The sequence below is a fragment of the Dendronalium sp. ChiSLP03b genome, from assembly GCF_034531165.2.
Taxonomy (GTDB): domain Bacteria; phylum Cyanobacteriota; class Cyanobacteriia; order Cyanobacteriales; family Nostocaceae; genus Dendronalium; species Dendronalium minutum.
This window is the reverse complement of sequence record NZ_JAVRBR020000059.1, coordinates 1-17,926: the sequence shown is the minus strand read 5'-3', so window position 1 is coordinate 17,926 and position 17,926 is coordinate 1. Positions and strand designations below refer to the sequence as shown.

The window sequence follows — 17,926 nt, the reverse complement described above, 5'->3', positions numbered from 1 at the left end:
TATCCTATAAGCTGCCCTGATATTTATTATTAAAGCTCCCAAGTTTTTACTAACTTTGGGAGCTAATAATTTTGAGTTCACCGCGACGCCGTTTTACCTAAGTTTATGACCTGGTTAAACCAGGTGGGTACCGATGTGCCTCGTTTAAAGTTTCCGGGTACATGCCCGGTCTACTGCCACGAGAACTATTTGGTTCCCTTTTCTTTAAAGACATAGATCAAAAAACTTGATGGCAGTCACCAACGTCGTAGTGCAACTAACTCATTATAGCTTTCCAAAACAGCTTGTGTGTTTCAAATTGAGATTTTCTCGGAAATTTAGCTGGGATACCAGATTGATTCTATGGTGTGCGCTGTTGCATTTGCCGCATCCCAATTGCCAGTGTCTAGCAAAACGGTGACATGTCCTAGCTTGCGTCCGGGACGAGATTCTGTCTTACCATACCAGTAAACGTGAGATTGGGGAATTTCTGCTAGTTGTCGGCGCTGGCTTTTGTAGTCTCTTTGAGAATTTTCATATCCCAAGAGGTTGACCATAACAGCACTAGCGCACTGTAAACTGGGATCGCTTAAAGGAAAACCAGAAACTGCTCTCAAATGCTGCTCAAACTGAGAGGTTTTGCAGGCGTTTAGAGAAAAATGCCCAGAATTATGGGTGCGAGGTGCAATTTCATTGACCAACACCTTACCATTCTTCGTCAGAAATAGCTCAATACCAAAAACTCCGACTACTTGCAAGCTATTTAATAGAGTATGTGCGATCGCTTCTATTTCTGCTGCTTGCTTAAGTGTAATATCAGCTGGTACAATTACTCGCCGACACACCTGCTGTTCTTGTTGGGTTTCGACAATTGGGTAAGTGACAACCTCACCTTCTACAGAACGCGCAGCAATGATCGCCAATTCCCGTTCAAACGGGATAAATTCCTCAATTAAAAACAGATTGATGTCGGATAGCTTTTGCTGTAAAGTAGCCAAATCTTGAATGATAAAAGTACCCTGACCATCATAACCGTGACGGCGGGATTTCAAGACGACCGGAAAATCCAGAGATTCTATTTTAGATGCGAGATTTTCTTGGCGTTCAAGAGCGAAAAAATTGGGAACGGGCAATCCCAAATCCTTTAAATAGCAGCGCTGGTGATATTTATCTAAAAGCGGAGCCAAAGCTTCTAACCTAGGGCGGAAGCAAGCTCCTTGTTGTGCCAGGACAGATAACTCATCTAAGTTAACAAATTCATTTTCAAAGGTGATGACATCACACTTTTGTGCTAAAGTTTTTGTCGCAATGGCATCATCAACAGAGGCCAAAACAGTTTCCTGAGCGATCGCTACAGCAGGATCGTCTCTTCTAGGAGTTTGTACAATCAATTCCACTCCTAACTTTTTTGCTGCATCCCCCATCATCCAGGCAAGTTGACCGCCACCAATTACACCAACACGCTTCATTGACATCCTAGAGAATCACGAGTTTCTACGCCAGTTTTAGAATTCACTCCATTGGCTTTGTCGCACAATTCTTTGATTTGCGCCTTATCCAAAACTGCATCAGTAAAGTCTGCACCGTTGATATTGACATCAGTAAAGATGGCGCGGAGCAAAAGAGCTTCTTTGAAAACAGCATCGCTCAAATCAGCTTTAGTTAAGTTTACCTGATCGACCATGGCATTAGTTAAATCGGCTCCGTGCAGATTCGCTTGCGTCATCACCGAAGCACTCATGACTGCTCCTCGCAAGTCAGCATCTGTAAAGTTAGCTAATTCCATATTGGCATTAGAAAACTCAGCAGCTTGCAAACTTTGACCCGAAAAATCGCGTCTTGATAACTCTGCATTGCTAAATGACAGCGGATGAGTCCAGTCTGCCAACGCTGGGGAAGCTAGGAAAAATGTCATAATCCCCAAAAGTAACAATAATCCTTGCTTCCAAAACATATCTGGTAGCCATTTTGGTGTCTAATCATTGCATTCAGCTTAACGCAATTGGGGACTGGGGATCGGGAATCGGGGACTGGGAATAAGAGAGCAGGGGGAGCAGGGGAAGATGAGGGAGAAGTAACTAATGACTATTTACAAACTCGTCATCACTTGAGCTAATTCATTAGATAAATCAACAGTACATTCTTGTTGCTTTTGAAATAAAACGCCAGCTAAAAAATAATAATCTCCAGAATAAAATGCCATTTGATTGCGTCGCAAATATTCTATGTAATTTTTAACTTTTGGCTCTGAGCTGTAATATCCAAACTTTAAAGGTAAAACCATAAAGCTTTTGACAAGATAGCCATTATCTTTGGCTTGGTTAATGGTACTTTTAGGGTTAGAAAAGCTAGATACTAAAACTAGTACATTGTCATAATCCAAAGATAAAAGCTCATTAGTAACTGTGGCTCCATCTGTGCCTCCAAATAATAATGGCATATAAATATCTGGATCTGGTGCGGGTAGATAGGGCGGATTGGCTACGAGATACTTAGCTTTGGGTTTAGAAGATTTGAACAAACATGAATTATGAATCATGTATTTATTAGCAAGATTATATTCATCTATTGTTAAATTTGCTGCTTTCCATGCAGAGGTATTTAATTCAAAGCCTTGTATCAACCCATCAAACTTATTTTTTAATAATGAGTTGATGACAGGGCTACCATCTCCTGAGCCAAACTCAACAACAGACTCAGAATTTCTACAATCTCTGAGTACGAAATTTTCTAAACAATTTGAGTAGAAATTAGACTCTTCAGGACAGAAAAATATATCTTTCATGTGATTGTACTTCAATGGTAATGTATAATCAACGCCAAAAATTACTACCTTGTATCAAGGCAATAAAAAATGTTCTTTAAGTGAGAAATTACTCACTAAAGAAATCGGTTTAGGAGAAGAGCGCCGATAGGACGAGTTAAAAATGCCAAGTTAATAAAGCAAGTAAAAAACTTGCTATTGTTAATTTCTAATTTTTTCTATTTATCCTATGGCTAAGACAGTTTGTTCGGCTTCGCGTATCGAGCGCACAACAGCACTAGCCGCGCGATCGCTCATTAGTTTCTCTTGGTCATAGCCCAGCACCAACTCCCACGCATCATCGGGATACTGCTCAGCTAAAGGCAAAGCTACATCATCCAACATCCAACGTCCGTGGCGTTCATCTTCTCTAATGTGTAGTTCCCAATAACCCATGGCTGCTTCTGACAGTCCCAGTCGTTGCGCCGCTGTCAAATAATTTCTGTAAGCCGCAGGCCCAGCCACCTCAAAATAAGTCAGCCCACCGCTGTAACGCAAGAAATAACGTTTGCGCTCAGTTAGCAGAAAGTTATGATTAGCACAAGCTAGAACTTCCCAAGGTACTAAATCGAAGTACCCCTCTGGTTCAATATTCATGCCAAACTCAGCCAGCATTTGGGCAAAAAATGTCGAGTGCTTGCGAGATAAACGACCGTTGCCGTATTCTTCAAGTAATACCCGCACCAGCATACACTGCACTTCATTAGCGGCACCGCCCAAAATCCGAGAAAGACGACTGCCTTCGACTAAACCATCAAAAGAAGCGATCGCCAGCAAGTGACGATAGCCAGCTTCAGTCATTTGTTCGCGGATGTAGCGACTATCGTCTGACAGTGGCGGATCTAGATCGGCAGCCCCACGCTCAATTAAAGCTTGTTTGACATCACATTGTTGTAATGCTGATACATTGATTTGTGCCAGTTCCCACTTTTGCCAAGCAGCTTCAATTTGGTTGCGACATGAAGACAAATAAAGCGATCGCTCATTAGTATAGTGCTGCAAATCATCGTACCAAAACAGCTTTAGCCGATTAATCCGATAAAGTATCCGCTGAAGAAAACGGTGAGCCTGTTCGTCACCACAGGCGTTTTGATAAGCGGCACGAATTGCTGTCGAGAGAGTTCGTTCAAACTCACTGACCTTTGCAACTTCTACATCCAATTGATTGTCTAAATCTTCCGTTACCAACAGTTCTATAAATTGCTGCTCAGCACTGCCGTACTTGGTAACTGTTGTTTCCCCTATTTGCACGCTCTTTCCCTCAGCTTCAACGCTGGGGAACATGACTAAATTGCTTTGCATGGCATTTTCATTAGCTACCAGAGATGTGAAATTAATTTCATCTCTAATACTTAAATTTCCATGTTAGTAGCCTTTTGTACCTCTCCCCCTGGTTATAAAGCAAGATTCAGTCTGCAAGAGGAACACAGGAGAAACACAAAAGATAAAAATAGTCTTCTTTGCTTGGATTTGGTCTTCGTTAACTGGGAAAAATTAAAAATCCCCTCAGAGCATTGGCACAACCAAAATTCTGCTGAGGGGATAGTTGTATCAAAAAAATATCACCAAAATTTTACACTACTGCACCATTGATCGAGGCAAATGATATGTTATAATCATCTGCGTTAATCCATGATTACTATCAATAACCCTCTTGAAGGCGTTAGTAATAATCTGGTTGTGGTTGCGTCATTACAAAATTGGATGCATCGTACAAGTAGCGACTGGCTTCCTCCTCTAGGCGATGAATCAGAATAGGTTCAATAGCGTTACTATGTCGCAGCGCGGCTAGATATCCATCCAAATACATCCGCATATCATCCGTACGATAACCGCGATTCCATAATTCGACGAAGGCGTCGGTAATTCTTTGGTAATAGCGGATGGTTTGTGTGTCTTGGAGCATAACTGCTGTATTAATCTCTTTGGAATGAGAATTGTAAATGATTCACGCTCAAATGTGAAGTATCACTTCCACTCTTTTGGCATCAATTCAAGATAAATATATCTACATCTCCTTTGGAGAGCATCCTCCAGCAGCTACAACCTCACTCAATCCTATTCCAGAAAATTCGGAATATGATGATTTAGTAAGCTATTCTTTTGATTTTCTCTATCTCCTACCTAAGTGTATTGGCAACTGATACCTGCTGTGATGAGATGGAATCCACCTATACCATCAGGCTAAAAGCTGCCTCAGGTATTGGTTACCTTGTTTGGTTATAGTTCCTAAAGGGATTACATCCTTCTAGGGGAAGAATAGTGAACCAAAAGAACTTTTGATTAAGTCTAACAAAAATTTAAGAAAAAATTAAAGAATATTACTAACTCAGCTTTGGGCAAGGCGTAAGTTAAAGATTTTTTCACTCTTTGTTTATGGAAATGTAAAGCTAATTGCAATTGAAGTAACAAAGACTACAAAACCTTGAGCATGGGCTTGTTACCTTGAAATTCATCGACGCTAAGGGGTCTTACCACCGTGGGTTCGGTTTGTATTGAAATCGTTGAGGGGAATCCCCATCTGAGGTCGTTGCTGGGTTGGCACTTGCAACAGTTGGAATACAGGGTGCATCAAGCCGCCAGCATTTATCAAGCAAGAGAAGAGTTTCTAGCCCATCAACCTACTCTAGTCATTCTAGATGCGGATCTTCCTGATGGTGATGGTATTGAGTTTTGCCGTTGGTTGCATCGTCAGCAACAGCCTCTTATCTTGATGCTATCAGCGCGTAGTAACGAAGCCGATATCGTCGCAGGTTTGAAAGCGGGAGCAGATGATTACCTGAGTAAACCTTTTGGGATGCAAGAGTTTTTAGCAAGGGTAGAAGCATTAATTCGCCGCAAGCGCACACCTACTGCGCCAGCATATTTGGATTATGGCACTTTGCAAATCGATTTAGTGCAGCGCCGCGTTCGGTTCCAAGGAGAGTTCATCGACTTAACACCCCAGGAATTTAGTTTACTGTACGTTTTGGCACAAGCTGGAGGAGTGCCGCTAAGTAGGTCAGAATTGCTGCGTCGTGCTTGGCCTGACGCTATCGACAATCCGCGCACCATTGATACTCATGTTTTATCGCTACGGAAAAAGGTTGAACTCGATCCGCGTCAACCTAGCTTGATTCAAACCATCCGTAATGTCGGATACCGATTTAACATGGAAATTTTGAATGCCAACATTCCGCAGTCACAAACCAAGTTAGCAAAAGAGAGATTCAGCAATCAACGTTCTACACTTAGTACTCAACGGTCGTAGAGAGATTAATTAAAAATTAGAAATTAAAAAAGAAGAATCCAATTCTTAATTTTGCATTTTTAATTTTTAATTGGAGAGTAGCGACTAACTCCATTCCTCAGCAGCTTGAGCTTCTGTTTGCATCAAGCTATCTCGTAAGTTAACCCAGTCTATCTCAGAGGCTATTTGATTTGCCAATAGCCGACTTTGTTGTAGATATAACAGTCGGGTGCAAAACATTTGGGCTAAGTCTAGCTGGTTATTCACCATCAAAATTGTAGTTTGATAAGTTTGAGACAGCTGGGTTAAGACTTGTATCAAATGAGAAGCTGTACCAGCATCCAGGGCAGAGGTTGGCTCGTCTAACAGTATAACTTTCGGTTGGATGACCAGGGCACGAGCGATCGCTACTAATTGTCGCTGTCCAGCTGAAAGTTGTACTTCAGTTCGTTCCAACCACTCACTAGGAATGTGCAGTCGTTCTGTCCAGTGACTAATTCTTTGGTGAATAGTTTGTTTGGGCAAACCGCGCAAAACTAAAGGATAAGCCAAAGCTTGTTGGACTGTCATCCCCAGTAGCTTTGATTCTTGTAATACCAGTGTCACAGCTGGGCGTAGTTGGATTGCAGGAATTTGGCGATATTCCTGATTCTCCAAATAAATTTTGCCATTAGTAGGTTCACTCAGGCGGTTAATAAGACGCAATAGCGAAGTCTTACCAGCGCCCGACGGGCCTACTATGGCAATTCGTTCTCCTGGAAATACCTCAAAGGAAATATCCTGCAAGATAGGATATCCTTGCTGATTGCCCTTCAGCCTCGTAAATAGATTAACTTGCTCAAATCTCAGTTGGGCTTGTGAAGTGACATTATCCAAGTTCAATGGGGAGATGAGGGGACACAGGGACGTGGGGATGGGGAGACGCGGGGACGCGGAGAATAACTCCTGACAACTGACAACTAAATAATCAGGTCGCCAAGGCTGTGGTAATAGTCCAGGCATCCACAACAAATAGCAGCAATGTGAATAATAGCAAAATTGCATACATCCACGGCTGTGCCAAAGGGCGAACATCTGTGGTATCGATGCCTGTCTTGGCTTGCACGATTTGCACCAAACGGGCAAATCCGACTACACGCATCGGTAATAAATAAGCTTTCCCATCTTTGCTGAGAAAATAATAAACCAGCCCTCCTTGACCAGTCGAACGGGGCTTTAACTGTTTTACCTCCGACCAAGGCAAAAACCAACCTTTACGAAAGAAGCGAGGTATCCAGACAGGATAAGTAACTTGAATTCCTTGGTCATCTAAAATTACTCGTTCAGTCAACACCCCATACAAGGCAACTAAGCCGACGCTAATTCCTACCCACAACAATGCTGGTGGTACGGGTGCAGCTGTTACTTGGGACAAAAAAGGTAATGGTGCTGTGAGTGCCAAATATAGACTCAACAGAGTCACCCGAATTAATGGAGAAAGGCGAAAAACAGAAGCTGAGTTATTGGCTGAGGTTGCTGTCACGGCTTAATCATAATGCTTTTCTTTATTTATTGTAGGATAGCCAGCCATTTGTTCTACCCATAAGCTTTGTCAGTGCCTCAATACGAGGTGTCACGTTAAGGCAAATACTTTTGCACTACACTCCAACCAGTTAGGGACACCCAGGCAAATCCTACAAACAGAATAATATTCACACCTATGTGTAAAGGTCTGGCCCAACGTCGTCTAGCACGAATTTGCGTCGCACTGAAAGCAGATAGCAAAACCAACATTACTACTATCAAGCCAGCAGTTAGGTGTGATGAGTGTCCCAAGGAACCAAAGTGTCCCAACGTGCCAACAATGCCAATTAGCAACAGCAGCAGTACTAAACTGACCATACTAATGCCGATTGTATAGTGTAGCGATCGCACCCCCTGCAATCCCCCAGCAAACGGTAGAAAACTAGGGACATTCTGCAAATTTCTCGTCCGCCACATCCAAATGCCAGTTAACGTTAACAGTAAATACGCCAACAGCGACAACCCCATTGACCAAGCAGCTATTTTCCATAACCAGAGAAAAGAAGGTAAATTCATAAAAATGATTGTAAATGGGATTGGCGACTGGGAACTGGGAGTTCAGGGAGACGCGGAGAGTTTTGAATAATTTGAATAATAAATATCAATATTAACTTCTGCCTCCTGCCTCCTGCCTTCTGCCTCCTGCCTTCTGCCTCCTGCCTTCTGCCTCCTGCCTTCTGCCCTCTGCCTCCTGACACCCAAACAAAAAAGGCTGCTGAATTTCAGCAACCTTAAAAATGAAATAAATTTGTTTTCTTAATCAACGGATGCTAAACCAGCGACTGTTAAGGATCTTGTTGTATCTTCGGTTGTTGTCTTAATTGATTGCACCATTGTTTTTTTACTGATAGGGTCGTTCCCTATTGAGTCTGTATTAAACTCACTACTGCTATGCTCGTTAATTGCAAGGCGATCGCAGGGAATCTTATCCGATAAAATTGCACTTGCCATCATCCCCGTATGAATCTCCATGTGAGCTTCATAGGGTGCTTCAAACACGAGGCGCTGTCCAGGAAAAACAACTCTTTCAAAGTACCAGTTAGGGATATTGGAGATGCGAGCCACCTGGATTTTGCTCGTGGCATTAACGTAGCAGCAGAGAATGTTCCCCGATTGCTCAGGTGGTAGTGGATCTAATATTTGAGCCATAACTGCTGAGGAGCTTTACGCCACAATTTTACATTACACCACCAAAACTAACACTTGGCGATCCCCAGATGTTGTAACTCCGACTACCAACTGAAATTTTCTACGTTATTTCTATCTAAAGATATGTTCAGATGATGAAAATTATATAAAAAAATTTGTCTATCTTGAAATTATACACTACAGCAGATAATTTTTCAGATTTTACCCGGAGGTAAATATAAGTTAGTCACGCTAAAGCAGTCATTACCTCATCTTAATTTCAGAAATTTTTTTGTTTCATCTATCCCCAGATTTATCAGAAGGGATCGTCGCTTAATGAATAAACTCAATGTTATGGTAAATATATATGAAAACTTTTTTCATAAAACCTATCTTGTTTGATGCAAAGCAAATTTAGCTATTACCTAAAGTTGTCAATAAATGACCAACTTTGTACAGAAATCGGCTTAAATGTCAAGCACGATTGAAGTAAGAAAGATAAACAAAACGAAGATAGTTTAAAACTAGATGTCTCGCTTTCCCCTCAAGAACGGCAAGATGGAAGTTAAAACCCCCATGATGGAAAATCGAATTCTCTACGTTCGCCTTCCCTGTAACCCCATCTTTCCTATTGGGGTTGTCTACCTGTCAGATCACGTCCACAAGCAATTTCCTCAAATCGAGCAGCGCATTTTTGATTTGGGAACTGTACCACCTTTAGATTATGCTTCCGCCCTGGATAGCTGTGTCGATGAATTTAAACCGACACTGCTAGTCTTTTCTTGGCGAGATATTCAAATTTATGCCCCAGTCGGTGGACGTGGTGGAAATCCACTGCAAAACGCCTTTGAATTTTATTACGCTAAAAATCCATTGGTAAGATTACGTGGGGCATTAGGTGGTTTGCGGATCTTCATTGCTTACTACGTAGAGTTGTGGCGCAACCTCGGATTAATCAAACGTGGTTTAAAACGCGCCCAAAAATATAATGGTAAAGCTCGTGCAGTTGTGGGTGGTGGTGCAGTCAGCGTATTTTACGAACAGTTGGGTAAAAGCTTACCCCAAGGCACAATTATTTCTGTGGGTGAAGGGGAAACCCTGTTAGAAAAACTTTTAAGTGGCAGAGAGTTTGGGGATGAACGCTGTTACATCGTCGGAGAAACTCAACCACGGCAGCGGCTGATTCACGAACAACCCACCTCTTTAGAAAAAACGGCCTGTGATTATGACTATATAGAAAGCATCTGGTCTGAATTTAACTATTACTTAGAAGAACAAGACTTTTACATCGGCGTACAAACTAAACGCGGTTGTCCGCACAACTGCTGCTATTGTGTCTACACCGTTGTCGAAGGTAAACAAGTACGCATTAATCCAGCCGATGAAGTAGTTGCCGAAATGCGCCAATTGTACAAGCGCGGCATTCGTAACTTTTGGTTTACCGATGCCCAATTCATTCCCGCACGTAAATTTATCGATGATGCTGTGGAACTGTTGCAGAAAATAGTTGATTCTGGCATGACAGATATCCACTGGGCAGCATACATCAGAGCTGACAACTTGACACCTCAACTGTGTGAGTTAATGGTGAAGACGGGAATGAACTACTTTGAAATCGGCATTACAAGTGGTTCTCAAGAACTCGTGCGGAAAATGCGGATGGGGTACAACCTCAGAAACGTCTTGCAAAACTGCCGTGACTTAAAAGCAGCTGGCTTTCAAGATTTAGTTTCCGTCAACTACTCGTTTAATGTTATTGACGAACGACCTGAAACCATTCGCCAAACCATCGCCTATCACCGCGAATTAGAAAGAATTTTTGGTGCGGATAAAGTCGAACCTGCTATCTTCTTTATTGGGCTGCAACCTCATACTCATCTAGAAGAGTATGCTTTCAAAGAGGGTATCCTCAAACCAGGGTACAATCCTATGAGTTTAATGCCGTGGACAGCTAAAAAACTCCTTTGGAATCCCGAACCCCTCGGTTCCTTCTTTGGAGAAGTCTGCTTGCAAGCTTGGCAACAAAATCCCAATGACTTTGGACGCGAAGTTATGAAAATATTAGAAGAAAAGTTGGGTTGTGCCGACTTAGAAGCAGCTCTTTCCGCTCCCATAGAAACGAAAGAGAAACAGCTAGCTAGTGTATCATAGAATACAGGAACTGGGGATTGGGGACTAGAGACTGGGAACTAGGACTGAAAGATATATTTACTAATTCTTATTCCTAATACCCAATCGCTAATACCCAATCTCTAATCCCTAATACCCAATCCCCAATCCCTTTTATCAAGCCCTATGTTAGAAGGTTCAATTTTACAAAAGCTAAAAATAGCACATCACCATAGCACCAGACCAATCAGATTCGGAGTGTATTACAAAAATACCCTAGTTTCTCTGTGCCATGCCCTAGAAGATCATATTTTAACTGACGATAGTACACCCTTAGTAATTACAGCCTTTCAACGGGGTAAATGGTATCTCCAAGAAGCAGAACGATACGCAGATATCGCCCAGTGCAGCCGTGAAATTGTTATCATGGCAGCGCCGGATACAGGCTTTGCCGAACATCCCACAAGCCGACTACCCAACGTAGACTTAGTAGCATTAGATGCAACCGATCCAGTGGCGCAGGAGTGGCACTTAATTATCTTATCGCCAAAATACACAGCGATGGTGCTTTGTCAAGAGCTATCAGAAGTTGATTATGGCGAAGGAGGGCAACCAGCTTCAGACATAGAGCGCAAATTCTATGGCTTGTGGACATTTGAACCAGAATTAGTCAAAGAAACAGCTGAATTGGCGATCGCTCACATTAAAGAATACAATTCAGAACTAGCGAACAAACTTACAGATCGTCAACAGGCAATTGTACCAGCGATCGCTAGATCGGAAAACTTGAGTACAGTTGTCTCCCGCGTAGTAGATTATCTCCAAACTGGTCAGGATAATTTAGCTATCCCAACAGCCCTTCGCCAACAATCGCTAGACCGCAACTTGGTTTCTAACGAAATTCAAGCATTTTTGCGGATGGCGCAACTCATGGATACAGCAGATGTTAACAATCCCATGGCAGCGGCGGAAGTAGTGATACTTGCCGAAACAATGGCGCAGCTTTTAGATCTTCCTGCATGGCAGATTAAGAGATTACGGCTGGCAGGTTTACTACATCGCATAGATCCGCTACAAAAAGCAGAGAGCGTTCTCACTCCTGGTACATCCACACGCTACCAAGAAGATGCCCCCAGTACTGCTTTAAGCTGTCCTTTAGTGCCAGGCGCGCAGGTATTGCGAACAATGCCACGACTGCGAGCAGTTGCCCAAATTATTACTCACCAAACCGAGTGGTGGAATGGTACAGGAGAACCAGCAGGTTTAGCTGGAGATGAAATTCCCCTTGAGTCAAGAATTTTAGCCTTATTGGCAGACTTTCAATGGCGAGTAAATCAGTTAAAATCGTCAAATCAGAGTCGAGAACAGATATTTACTCAAGCTTTGGATGAGTGCAGACAACAACAATCCACCCGCTTCGATCCTAAACTTGTAGATACACTAACTTTGTTAGTCATGGGTTTGCAGCAAGGACTCGACTTACCCCTAATGACACCCAAAATTAGCACTGGCATCTGGCTACTTGATTCCCGATGGGATAGCCACAACAAGACTAGTGAGGAGATTAGTAGTTACCCCAAATGAATATTGAAGCCATTAGATTAGGAAAACTCAAACAACTTCCTGGAGCAAATTTAGAAGATGAGGAACTTTCCCAACTTGATTTAAGCCGCATTAATCTTGCTGGCGCTATCCTTGTAGGCACTAATTTCAATGCTTCCAAACTCGAAGGTGGGCATTTGGAGGGAGCAAATTTAATGGGGGCGAACTTACAAGCAACTGACTTGCGGGCAAACCTGATGGGAGCGAACCTGATGCAAGCAGATTTAACAGGTGCTGACTTGCGGGGTAGCAATTTGCGCGGTGCAAACTTGATGGGAGCGAGACTCAGCGATGTGTCTTTAGCAGGAGCTTTTTTAAGCGGTGCTAATTTGATGAACGTCAACTTGCAAGGCGTTGACATGCGGGGTGCTGACTTGCGGGGTGCTAACTTGACTGGCGCAAATCTCAAAGGTGCAGATTTGAGCCGTACTGATTTGCAAGGAACTTTATTGAGTGAAGCGAATCTTGAAGAAGCTGACTTAAGGGGGGCGAATTTGGCAGGGGCGAATTTGACAGGGGCGAATTTGCTCTGTGCAGAGTTAGAAGGAGCAAATTTGAACGGCGTTAATTTGGATAGAGCCTGTCTGGTGGGTACAATTGCAGCGGAAGCAGTTTCTTAACTTTTATAAGCATTACGACTTCTGGAAAAAACTACATATCATCTCACCAAGGTCGTTGTGTTCAAATGGTAAAACAGTCCCATCTCGTTGAACTTTAACCCCAGCGCGACAGTTGTAAACCTCCATAGGTCTTTTCACTCCATCCACACTAACAACTGCCCTGTATTCCCAGTAATTTTTGGCACTGCGATTAATACTAACAATGCAAATTCTGTGACTACCATAATTGCGACATATAGATGCCAAAGCTGGAAGTGCCACTGAGCAAGAGAGTATCAATAGCAGCACAAAAACAACAGATTTGAACATACTTAAATTTGTCGTATGCTGACTGATTGATGTTTTCTCATTGCTTCATATGTATAAGAGATTGGATCTATTTTCTAGTAAATTCAAATAATACATATAAAAATTAAATTATGAAATTTGATTATGTACTTGCACCAGTGCTAATGGGAGTATCAATTTATAACCAAGCCCTCAAGATTAATCCCAACTATGCCAAAGCCTACAATAACCGGGGAAATGCCCGCAATGACTTGGGAGATAAACTAAGGAGCAATAACTGATTTCAACCAAGCCATAAAAATTAATCCCAACTATGCCAGAGCCTACTACAACCGGGGAAATGCCCGCAATGACTTGGGAGATAAGCAAGGGGCAATAGCTGATTTCAACCAAGCTATAAAAATTAATCCCAACCATGCCGTAGCTTATGGCAACCGGGGACTTGCCCGCTATAACTTGGGAGACTTGCAAGAAGCGATCGCCGATTACACCTTAGCTCTTAAGATTAATTCCAACTTTGCCAAAGCTTATGGCAATCGGGGAGTTGCCCGCGCTGATTTGGGAGACAAACAAGGGGCGATCGCGGATTTACAAAAAGCAGCTAAACTCTTTCAAGAACAAGGAAAGACAGATTTGTATCAAAAAACGCTGGAATTAATTAGACAATTTCAACGCTAATTTTGGCATAGAGCACTAACACTTTTTTAGTCAGGCGATTGCTTAATTTAGAATCTGTGCCAAATCCAGCACAAACCCAGGTAGCACATCTTCTCCTGACAAACTAGTGGGGGATTGTAAAACCTCGACATCTTTACCTGGACGGTAAATTTCTACTCGCTGGTTTTGGGGGTCAATCAGCCAACCTAGACGTACACCATTATCAATGTACTCTTGCATTTTTTGTTGCACAGTCTTCAAGCTATCATTAGCAGAGCGTAACTCTACGGCAAAATCAGGAGCCATTGGTAAGAATTTCGCCGGATCTGGGTTGAGGGCTGCTAATCTTTTCCGACTTACCCAAGATGCGTCAGGCGATCGATTCGCACCATTGGGAAGCTTGAAACCCGTTGAAGAATCAAAAGCTAGCCCTGTACCATCAGCATCAGCCCAATACTCTACCCTGGCTGTCAGTTTTGAATTGCGATTTCCGCTTTCCCATCCAGTTGGCGGCATAATAATCAGTTCTCCCTCTGCTGTGCGCTCAAGGCGGAGGTCACGATTATTTTGGCAGAGTTGGAAGAACTGGTCATCTGTTAGCTCAATGGTAGGACTTAAGTTGAGAATTAGGGCGCTCATAATTGCTTCTCAAGCTTGATAAATGTAGTTTAGCATTTACTGTTGTAGTTCCTTTTACTACAGATGCGATCGCAATTCCAGAAGTCGCAAACCATAAACCAGTTAAGGCGATCGCACGATCGGTATGGCATACTAGAAAAATTTTTCAGAAGAGACTACTGATAGGTATTGAGTTTAGCGATTATCAGAACAAGGAAGAACAGATGATTACCAAAAAGTGCTGGAGTCAATTAGAAAGCTTCAGCAGTAGCCAGTTTAGGAAGTATTTCAAAATTAATTTTTTGAATTTTGAAGTGGAGCGAAGCGACAGTCACCTCCCACCTGAAAAATTTGGTCAGCAGTCAAGTTTAAATCTGGGAATATTGGTGATATCAAGCGATCGCCTCGCCTAAATTGGCTAACTTGATATTCACCTTCAACCAACTGGTAAACAAAGATAGTTGGCTGCTTGGGGTTGCCAAGAAACGCCCGTCCACCCAATGCGGCATAGTCAACAATCCAGTATTCAGGAATACCCATTTCTTCATAATCGGCAAGCTTTTTGTAATAATCATCACGCCAATTACTAATGACAACTTCAACAATTAATTTTACACTCGTTGCATTTTCAATGATTGACTCGCGCTCCCAACGAGGTTCGCTGCTAATAGCGTCTTGAGCTAAAACAATGATGTCCGACTCATAGCCTGATTTTTCATTGGTAGGCTTGACAATCGATTCTCTGGGAATTGTCCAAATACCGCGCTTTCCCATTTGAATGATAGTTAAAACTAATTCTTCTATCAAAAAGCCAGTCACATTTGAATGCTTCCCAGTCGGCTTTGGCATCTCGATAATTACCCCATCGTGAAGTTCGTAGCGTACCTCTGAGTTTTCTGGCAGCCACTCGATAAATTCATCAAAGGTTAGTTGTTTGGGTAAAGCTTGAGCCATAAGCTGTCTCAAATAAAGGGGAGGGTTAGGGTGGGGTAAAATTTACACCTAAACTCAAGTGGGTAAACTATTCCAGACTTGTGCGTACAGCGTAGCTGACTAAGGAGAGGGGTGCCAGAGGTGGAGTGAGGTTCAACGGAAATTATTGAGTAATCATCCAAACTTGATATTATCTCTTAGAAATTTGGGAAGACGCTGACTGACTGCGATCGCGCTGCAAAAAGTTATTAATATATTCTTCGTCGAAAACTTGCCTTCCTAATACCAACGCTTCTTGCCTTTCTTCATCTGTCATGTAATTATCTCCCCTACGTCCGCTTGGGGTGCATTGAGGATTTCCTCCTGCATCTAAATATCGCTGACGTGCGTAGACGCTACGCGGCTTCTCGCTAGACATCGCAAAAAGTTCTAGTATTCTTTGAGCTTGCTGCTGTTTGTGAGTGTTAGATTGCGTCATCGTTTTTATTCCTATCCAAACGGAAATACTTCGCCATTTCGTAATTCTAAAAAGGCGATCGCTGAGTTCCTCCTCGTATCCATAAGGCCAACACACTCATCAACAGCATCCCCATGACTCCTTGTAGGGGATTATTATTCACACCAGTTACCCAATCGGGAACTTTACCAGAATATTTCGTTAATTCTCCAACATTGATAATGTAGTATCCCCACACTAAACCACCATGCAGACCCATTGGCAAACCTAAACGTCCCCTACGCCAGCGCTTTCCCCATACCTGCGTTAATCCCAATACTACTAAAGCTGGAAATTGCGGCAGTGTTTGAATAATTGCCTCCAGTGGTTTAATGAAATGCAATGCAGCAAATGCAACGGCATCTATCCATAGTGCTACACGTGGGCTGTAATCTCGTTGCAACTCATCTAGCAACCAACCTCGGAATAACAGTTCCTCGGCAAAGCCGATGCCCAAACCGATAATTAAACCCTCTGAAATCACTTTCAGCAAGAAAACTTTTGGTTGTTGCCACACTAGCCAACCTAAGAAGCCTTGTATGCCAAAGAGTATAAGAATGTTAATTATTCCTATAGCCAAACCACGCAACAATTCCACACCATTTTGCCGCGTAATTTCTAAGCCATACTGCTTTAATATTTGAGGTTGCTGGTAGACGTACCTACCCCAGAGTTTGAGAATAACAATAAACTCAGCATAGAGCAATACCATTGTCAGAATACTTACTAGGTTGGAATCCCGTACTAGTAAGTAAATTGGTGTAGCAAGAGGCAACCATAGCAACAACAAAGTCAAAATAAAACAACCTAGCCTTATAGGGGTAGGGTGTTGGGCTAAAGAGGCAAGGTTGATTTTCATCTGGTCAGTTATGAATCAGTGTGGTCTTGGGGAGCCACTGCATTAGTGTTAGCGTAGCGGTAGCGACGTAAGAGCGTCGGCAGCGCGGTCTTGGGGGTTTCCCCTATGAGCGACCGCCGTTAGCGAGTCTTCGAGCGTCAAGGCTCTGCCGACTTGTACCGCTAAAGCGGAACCTGTAGGGTAGCAAGTGGCGTGGTTTCCCCCATAAACAACTGACATTAGCGCTAGCGTTAGCGAGTGTTCGAGCGTCACTCGTTCGCCGTTAGGCGTTCCCGCAGGTAGGGTCAGTTGTCAATTGTTTTTCCACCGATCGCTGACTAATGACTATTCATCAGGTTCAATGGTGCTGCTTAATCCGTGACTTTTCAATGTTTCACAATAAAATTCAGCATGTTCTTGAGCGCAAGTAATCACCAAGGCTAGCCCGTTAGTGTGGGCTTCCATCATGATATTAACAGCCTGGGGCTGGGTAAGGTTAGGTACTGTGGTTAATAGTACTTGCACTACGTACTCCATAGAGTTGTAGTCGTCGTTATGGAGCAAAACACGATACCGAGGCGCGAGTTTGCGGGAGGTGGAACGCTTCTCAATGGTTTCGACTGACACGGTTTTTTGCTCTTTTCTCGTTGATTTACTACAACAAAGTTTCTGTCTAGTGTTTACTTAACAGTTATTTACTTATTCTATAGCATCTCTATACCAAACTTTATGATAGCATCACAATCTCCTGCCAAGGGTTGACTGAGGCAGTATGATTAAGGCGATCGCAACATACATGCCTATGACATTACAGCCCTTAGAATGCTAAAGTTAATGTTACGGCATACATCCTCAAAGCCATTGCGTTCTCACAAAAGTCACAAAGCTGCTATACAATCCTTGCCAATGCCCTAATCGTGTAATTTACAGCAGTTCCCGGTGTTATGAGGTACAGTAACAGCAATTAGTAAACCAATTTTTTAAATCTTGAGGATTCATTAAGTTGAGTGCAACTGAGATTACTGTATCAACCATTTTTGTTGTAGTTGGAGCAAAACTGCGT

22 protein-coding genes and 1 other RNA gene are annotated in these 17,926 nt (G+C 42.7%); 7 read left to right on the top strand and 16 right to left on the bottom strand.

Going from position 1 to position 17,926, the window contains the following annotated elements; translation table 11 throughout:
* Positions 1-73: 73 nt before the first annotated feature.
* The 6 genes from ssrS to RMY31_RS14890 all read right to left on the bottom strand — a co-directional run bounded on the left by ssrS (position 74) and on the right by RMY31_RS14890 (position 4,688).
* Positions 74-257, bottom strand: a non-coding RNA gene (gene ssrS / locus RMY31_RS14915) — 6S RNA.
* 60 nt (positions 258-317) lie between these two features.
* The gene (locus RMY31_RS14910) at positions 318-1,448 is read right to left on the bottom strand and encodes a 5-(carboxyamino)imidazole ribonucleotide synthase (protein ID WP_322664126.1); all 1,131 of its coding nucleotides are present in this window, start codon (positions 1,446-1,448) and stop codon (positions 318-320) included.
* Positions 1,445-1,933: a pentapeptide repeat-containing protein gene (locus RMY31_RS14905; protein WP_322664071.1), complete on the bottom strand. Its 489-nt coding sequence runs from the start codon at positions 1,931-1,933 to the stop codon at positions 1,445-1,447. Before RMY31_RS14905 ends, RMY31_RS14910 begins: the two co-directional genes overlap by 4 nt.
* Positions 1,934-2,068: 135 nt before the next feature.
* Entirely contained in the window at positions 2,069-2,764 is a 696-nt protein-coding gene (locus RMY31_RS14900; RefSeq protein WP_322664070.1) for a class I SAM-dependent methyltransferase, read from the bottom strand.
* A 201-nt stretch (positions 2,765-2,965) separates the two neighbouring features.
* Positions 2,966-4,084: an iron-containing redox enzyme family protein gene (locus RMY31_RS14895; protein WP_322664068.1), complete on the bottom strand. Its 1,119-nt coding sequence runs from the start codon at positions 4,082-4,084 to the stop codon at positions 2,966-2,968.
* A gap of 361 nt (positions 4,085-4,445) precedes the next feature.
* Complete coding sequence (locus RMY31_RS14890) at positions 4,446-4,688, bottom strand: DUF6761 family protein (RefSeq protein WP_214434903.1); 243 nt, start codon at positions 4,686-4,688, stop codon at positions 4,446-4,448.
* A 76-nt stretch (positions 4,689-4,764) separates the two neighbouring features.
* On the opposite strand from RMY31_RS14890, the gene RMY31_RS14885 reads away from it, so the two are divergent.
* A complete protein-coding gene (locus RMY31_RS14885) occupies positions 4,765-4,926 on the top strand; it encodes a hypothetical protein (RefSeq protein WP_409877968.1) in 162 nt (53 codons plus the stop codon).
* A gap of 335 nt (positions 4,927-5,261) precedes the next feature.
* Entirely contained in the window at positions 5,262-6,032 is a 771-nt protein-coding gene (locus RMY31_RS14880; protein WP_322664065.1) for a response regulator transcription factor, read from the top strand.
* Between the two features lie 84 nt (positions 6,033-6,116).
* Here the strand turns inward: RMY31_RS14880 and RMY31_RS14875 are convergent, their stop codons facing one another.
* From RMY31_RS14875 to RMY31_RS14860, 4 genes are all read right to left on the bottom strand, one after another.
* The gene (locus RMY31_RS14875; protein WP_322664124.1) at positions 6,117-6,887 is read right to left on the bottom strand and encodes an ATP-binding cassette domain-containing protein; all 771 of its coding nucleotides are present in this window, start codon (positions 6,885-6,887) and stop codon (positions 6,117-6,119) included.
* A gap of 91 nt (positions 6,888-6,978) precedes the next feature.
* Positions 6,979-7,533, bottom strand: a complete 555-nt coding sequence (locus tag RMY31_RS14870) for a hypothetical protein (protein ID WP_322664063.1) — start codon at positions 7,531-7,533, stop codon at positions 6,979-6,981.
* A gap of 95 nt (positions 7,534-7,628) precedes the next feature.
* Positions 7,629-8,090, bottom strand: a complete 462-nt coding sequence (locus tag RMY31_RS14865) for a DUF4079 domain-containing protein (RefSeq protein ID WP_322664060.1) — start codon at positions 8,088-8,090, stop codon at positions 7,629-7,631.
* Between the two features lie 240 nt (positions 8,091-8,330).
* Positions 8,331-8,723 carry a DUF1830 domain-containing protein gene (locus tag RMY31_RS14860; protein WP_322664058.1) on the bottom strand — a complete coding sequence of 131 codons (393 nt, stop codon included), beginning with the start codon at positions 8,721-8,723 and terminating at the stop codon, positions 8,331-8,333.
* A gap of 537 nt (positions 8,724-9,260) precedes the next feature.
* On the opposite strand from RMY31_RS14860, the gene RMY31_RS14855 reads away from it, so the two are divergent.
* From RMY31_RS14855 to RMY31_RS14835, 5 genes are all read left to right on the top strand, one after another.
* Entirely contained in the window at positions 9,261-10,853 is a 1,593-nt protein-coding gene (locus RMY31_RS14855; RefSeq protein ID WP_322664122.1) for a photosystem II high light acclimation radical SAM protein, read from the top strand.
* Positions 10,854-10,997: 144 nt separating this feature from the next.
* Positions 10,998-12,395 carry a DICT sensory domain-containing protein gene (locus RMY31_RS14850; RefSeq protein WP_322664054.1) on the top strand — a complete coding sequence of 466 codons (1,398 nt, stop codon included), beginning with the start codon at positions 10,998-11,000 and terminating at the stop codon, positions 12,393-12,395.
* Positions 12,392-13,033, top strand: a complete 642-nt coding sequence (locus RMY31_RS14845) for a pentapeptide repeat-containing protein (RefSeq protein WP_322664052.1) — start codon at positions 12,392-12,394, stop codon at positions 13,031-13,033. Before RMY31_RS14850 ends, RMY31_RS14845 begins: the two co-directional genes overlap by 4 nt.
* Before the next feature lie 419 nt (positions 13,034-13,452).
* Positions 13,453-13,602, top strand: coding sequence for a tetratricopeptide repeat protein (locus RMY31_RS14840; RefSeq protein WP_322664050.1), 150 nt, complete (start codon positions 13,453-13,455; stop codon positions 13,600-13,602).
* Positions 13,595-13,999 (top strand): tetratricopeptide repeat protein, encoded by a 405-nt coding sequence (locus RMY31_RS14835; RefSeq protein ID WP_322664120.1) that lies wholly within the window; start codon positions 13,595-13,597, stop codon positions 13,997-13,999. Before RMY31_RS14840 ends, RMY31_RS14835 begins: the two co-directional genes overlap by 8 nt.
* A 42-nt stretch (positions 14,000-14,041) precedes the next feature.
* Here the strand turns inward: RMY31_RS14835 and RMY31_RS14830 are convergent, their stop codons facing one another.
* The 6 genes from RMY31_RS14830 to clpS all read right to left on the bottom strand — a co-directional run bounded on the left by RMY31_RS14830 (position 14,042) and on the right by clpS (position 17,490).
* Positions 14,042-14,617, bottom strand: coding sequence for a Uma2 family endonuclease (locus tag RMY31_RS14830; protein ID WP_322664047.1), 576 nt, complete (start codon positions 14,615-14,617; stop codon positions 14,042-14,044).
* A 273-nt stretch (positions 14,618-14,890) separates the two neighbouring features.
* Positions 14,891-15,550: a Uma2 family endonuclease gene (locus tag RMY31_RS14825; RefSeq protein WP_322664044.1), complete on the bottom strand. Its 660-nt coding sequence runs from the start codon at positions 15,548-15,550 to the stop codon at positions 14,891-14,893.
* A gap of 169 nt (positions 15,551-15,719) precedes the next feature.
* A complete protein-coding gene (locus RMY31_RS14820) occupies positions 15,720-16,007 on the bottom strand; it encodes a hypothetical protein (protein ID WP_322664042.1) in 288 nt (95 codons plus the stop codon).
* Positions 16,008-16,053: 46 nt separating this feature from the next.
* Positions 16,054-16,884, bottom strand: coding sequence for a type II CAAX endopeptidase family protein (locus RMY31_RS14815; RefSeq protein WP_322664040.1), 831 nt, complete (start codon positions 16,882-16,884; stop codon positions 16,054-16,056).
* Positions 16,885-16,932: 48 nt separating this feature from the next.
* Positions 16,933-17,103 (bottom strand): hypothetical protein, encoded by a 171-nt coding sequence (locus tag RMY31_RS14810; RefSeq protein ID WP_409877963.1) that lies wholly within the window; start codon positions 17,101-17,103, stop codon positions 16,933-16,935.
* 105 nt (positions 17,104-17,208) lie between these two features.
* Positions 17,209-17,490: an ATP-dependent Clp protease adapter ClpS gene (gene clpS / locus RMY31_RS14805; protein ID WP_322664036.1), complete on the bottom strand. Its 282-nt coding sequence runs from the start codon at positions 17,488-17,490 to the stop codon at positions 17,209-17,211.
* Between the last annotated feature and the right edge of the window lie 436 nt (positions 17,491-17,926).

Excerpts from the sequence above, each read along its gene's own strand:
- RMY31_RS14910 (WP_322664126.1), bottom strand. The coding sequence starts at position 1,448 with ATGAAGCGTGTTGGTGTAATTGGTGGCGGTCAACTTGCCTGGATGATG.
- RMY31_RS14905 (WP_322664071.1), bottom strand. The coding sequence starts at position 1,933 with ATGTTTTGGAAGCAAGGATTATTGTTACTTTTGGGGATTATGACATTT.
- RMY31_RS14900 (WP_322664070.1), bottom strand. The coding sequence starts at position 2,764 with ATGAAAGATATATTTTTCTGTCCTGAAGAGTCTAATTTCTACTCAAAT.
- RMY31_RS14895 (WP_322664068.1), bottom strand. The coding sequence starts at position 4,084 with ATGCAAAGCAATTTAGTCATGTTCCCCAGCGTTGAAGCTGAGGGAAAG.
- RMY31_RS14890 (WP_214434903.1), bottom strand. The coding sequence starts at position 4,688 with ATGCTCCAAGACACACAAACCATCCGCTATTACCAAAGAATTACCGAC.
- RMY31_RS14865 (WP_322664060.1), bottom strand. The coding sequence starts at position 8,090 with ATGAATTTACCTTCTTTTCTCTGGTTATGGAAAATAGCTGCTTGGTCA.
- RMY31_RS14860 (WP_322664058.1), bottom strand. The coding sequence starts at position 8,723 with ATGGCTCAAATATTAGATCCACTACCACCTGAGCAATCGGGGAACATT.
- RMY31_RS14855 (WP_322664122.1), top strand. The coding sequence starts at position 9,261 with ATGGAAGTTAAAACCCCCATGATGGAAAATCGAATTCTCTACGTTCGC.
- RMY31_RS14850 (WP_322664054.1), top strand. The coding sequence starts at position 10,998 with ATGTTAGAAGGTTCAATTTTACAAAAGCTAAAAATAGCACATCACCAT.
- RMY31_RS14845 (WP_322664052.1), top strand. The coding sequence starts at position 12,392 with ATGAATATTGAAGCCATTAGATTAGGAAAACTCAAACAACTTCCTGGA.
- RMY31_RS14840 (WP_322664050.1), top strand. The coding sequence starts at position 13,453 with ATGAAATTTGATTATGTACTTGCACCAGTGCTAATGGGAGTATCAATT.
- RMY31_RS14830 (WP_322664047.1), bottom strand. The coding sequence starts at position 14,617 with ATGAGCGCCCTAATTCTCAACTTAAGTCCTACCATTGAGCTAACAGAT.
- RMY31_RS14825 (WP_322664044.1), bottom strand. The coding sequence starts at position 15,550 with ATGGCTCAAGCTTTACCCAAACAACTAACCTTTGATGAATTTATCGAG.
- RMY31_RS14820 (WP_322664042.1), bottom strand. The coding sequence starts at position 16,007 with ATGACGCAATCTAACACTCACAAACAGCAGCAAGCTCAAAGAATACTA.
- RMY31_RS14815 (WP_322664040.1), bottom strand. The coding sequence starts at position 16,884 with ATGAAAATCAACCTTGCCTCTTTAGCCCAACACCCTACCCCTATAAGG.
- RMY31_RS14810 (WP_409877963.1), bottom strand. The coding sequence starts at position 17,103 with ATGTCAGTTGTTTATGGGGGAAACCACGCCACTTGCTACCCTACAGGT.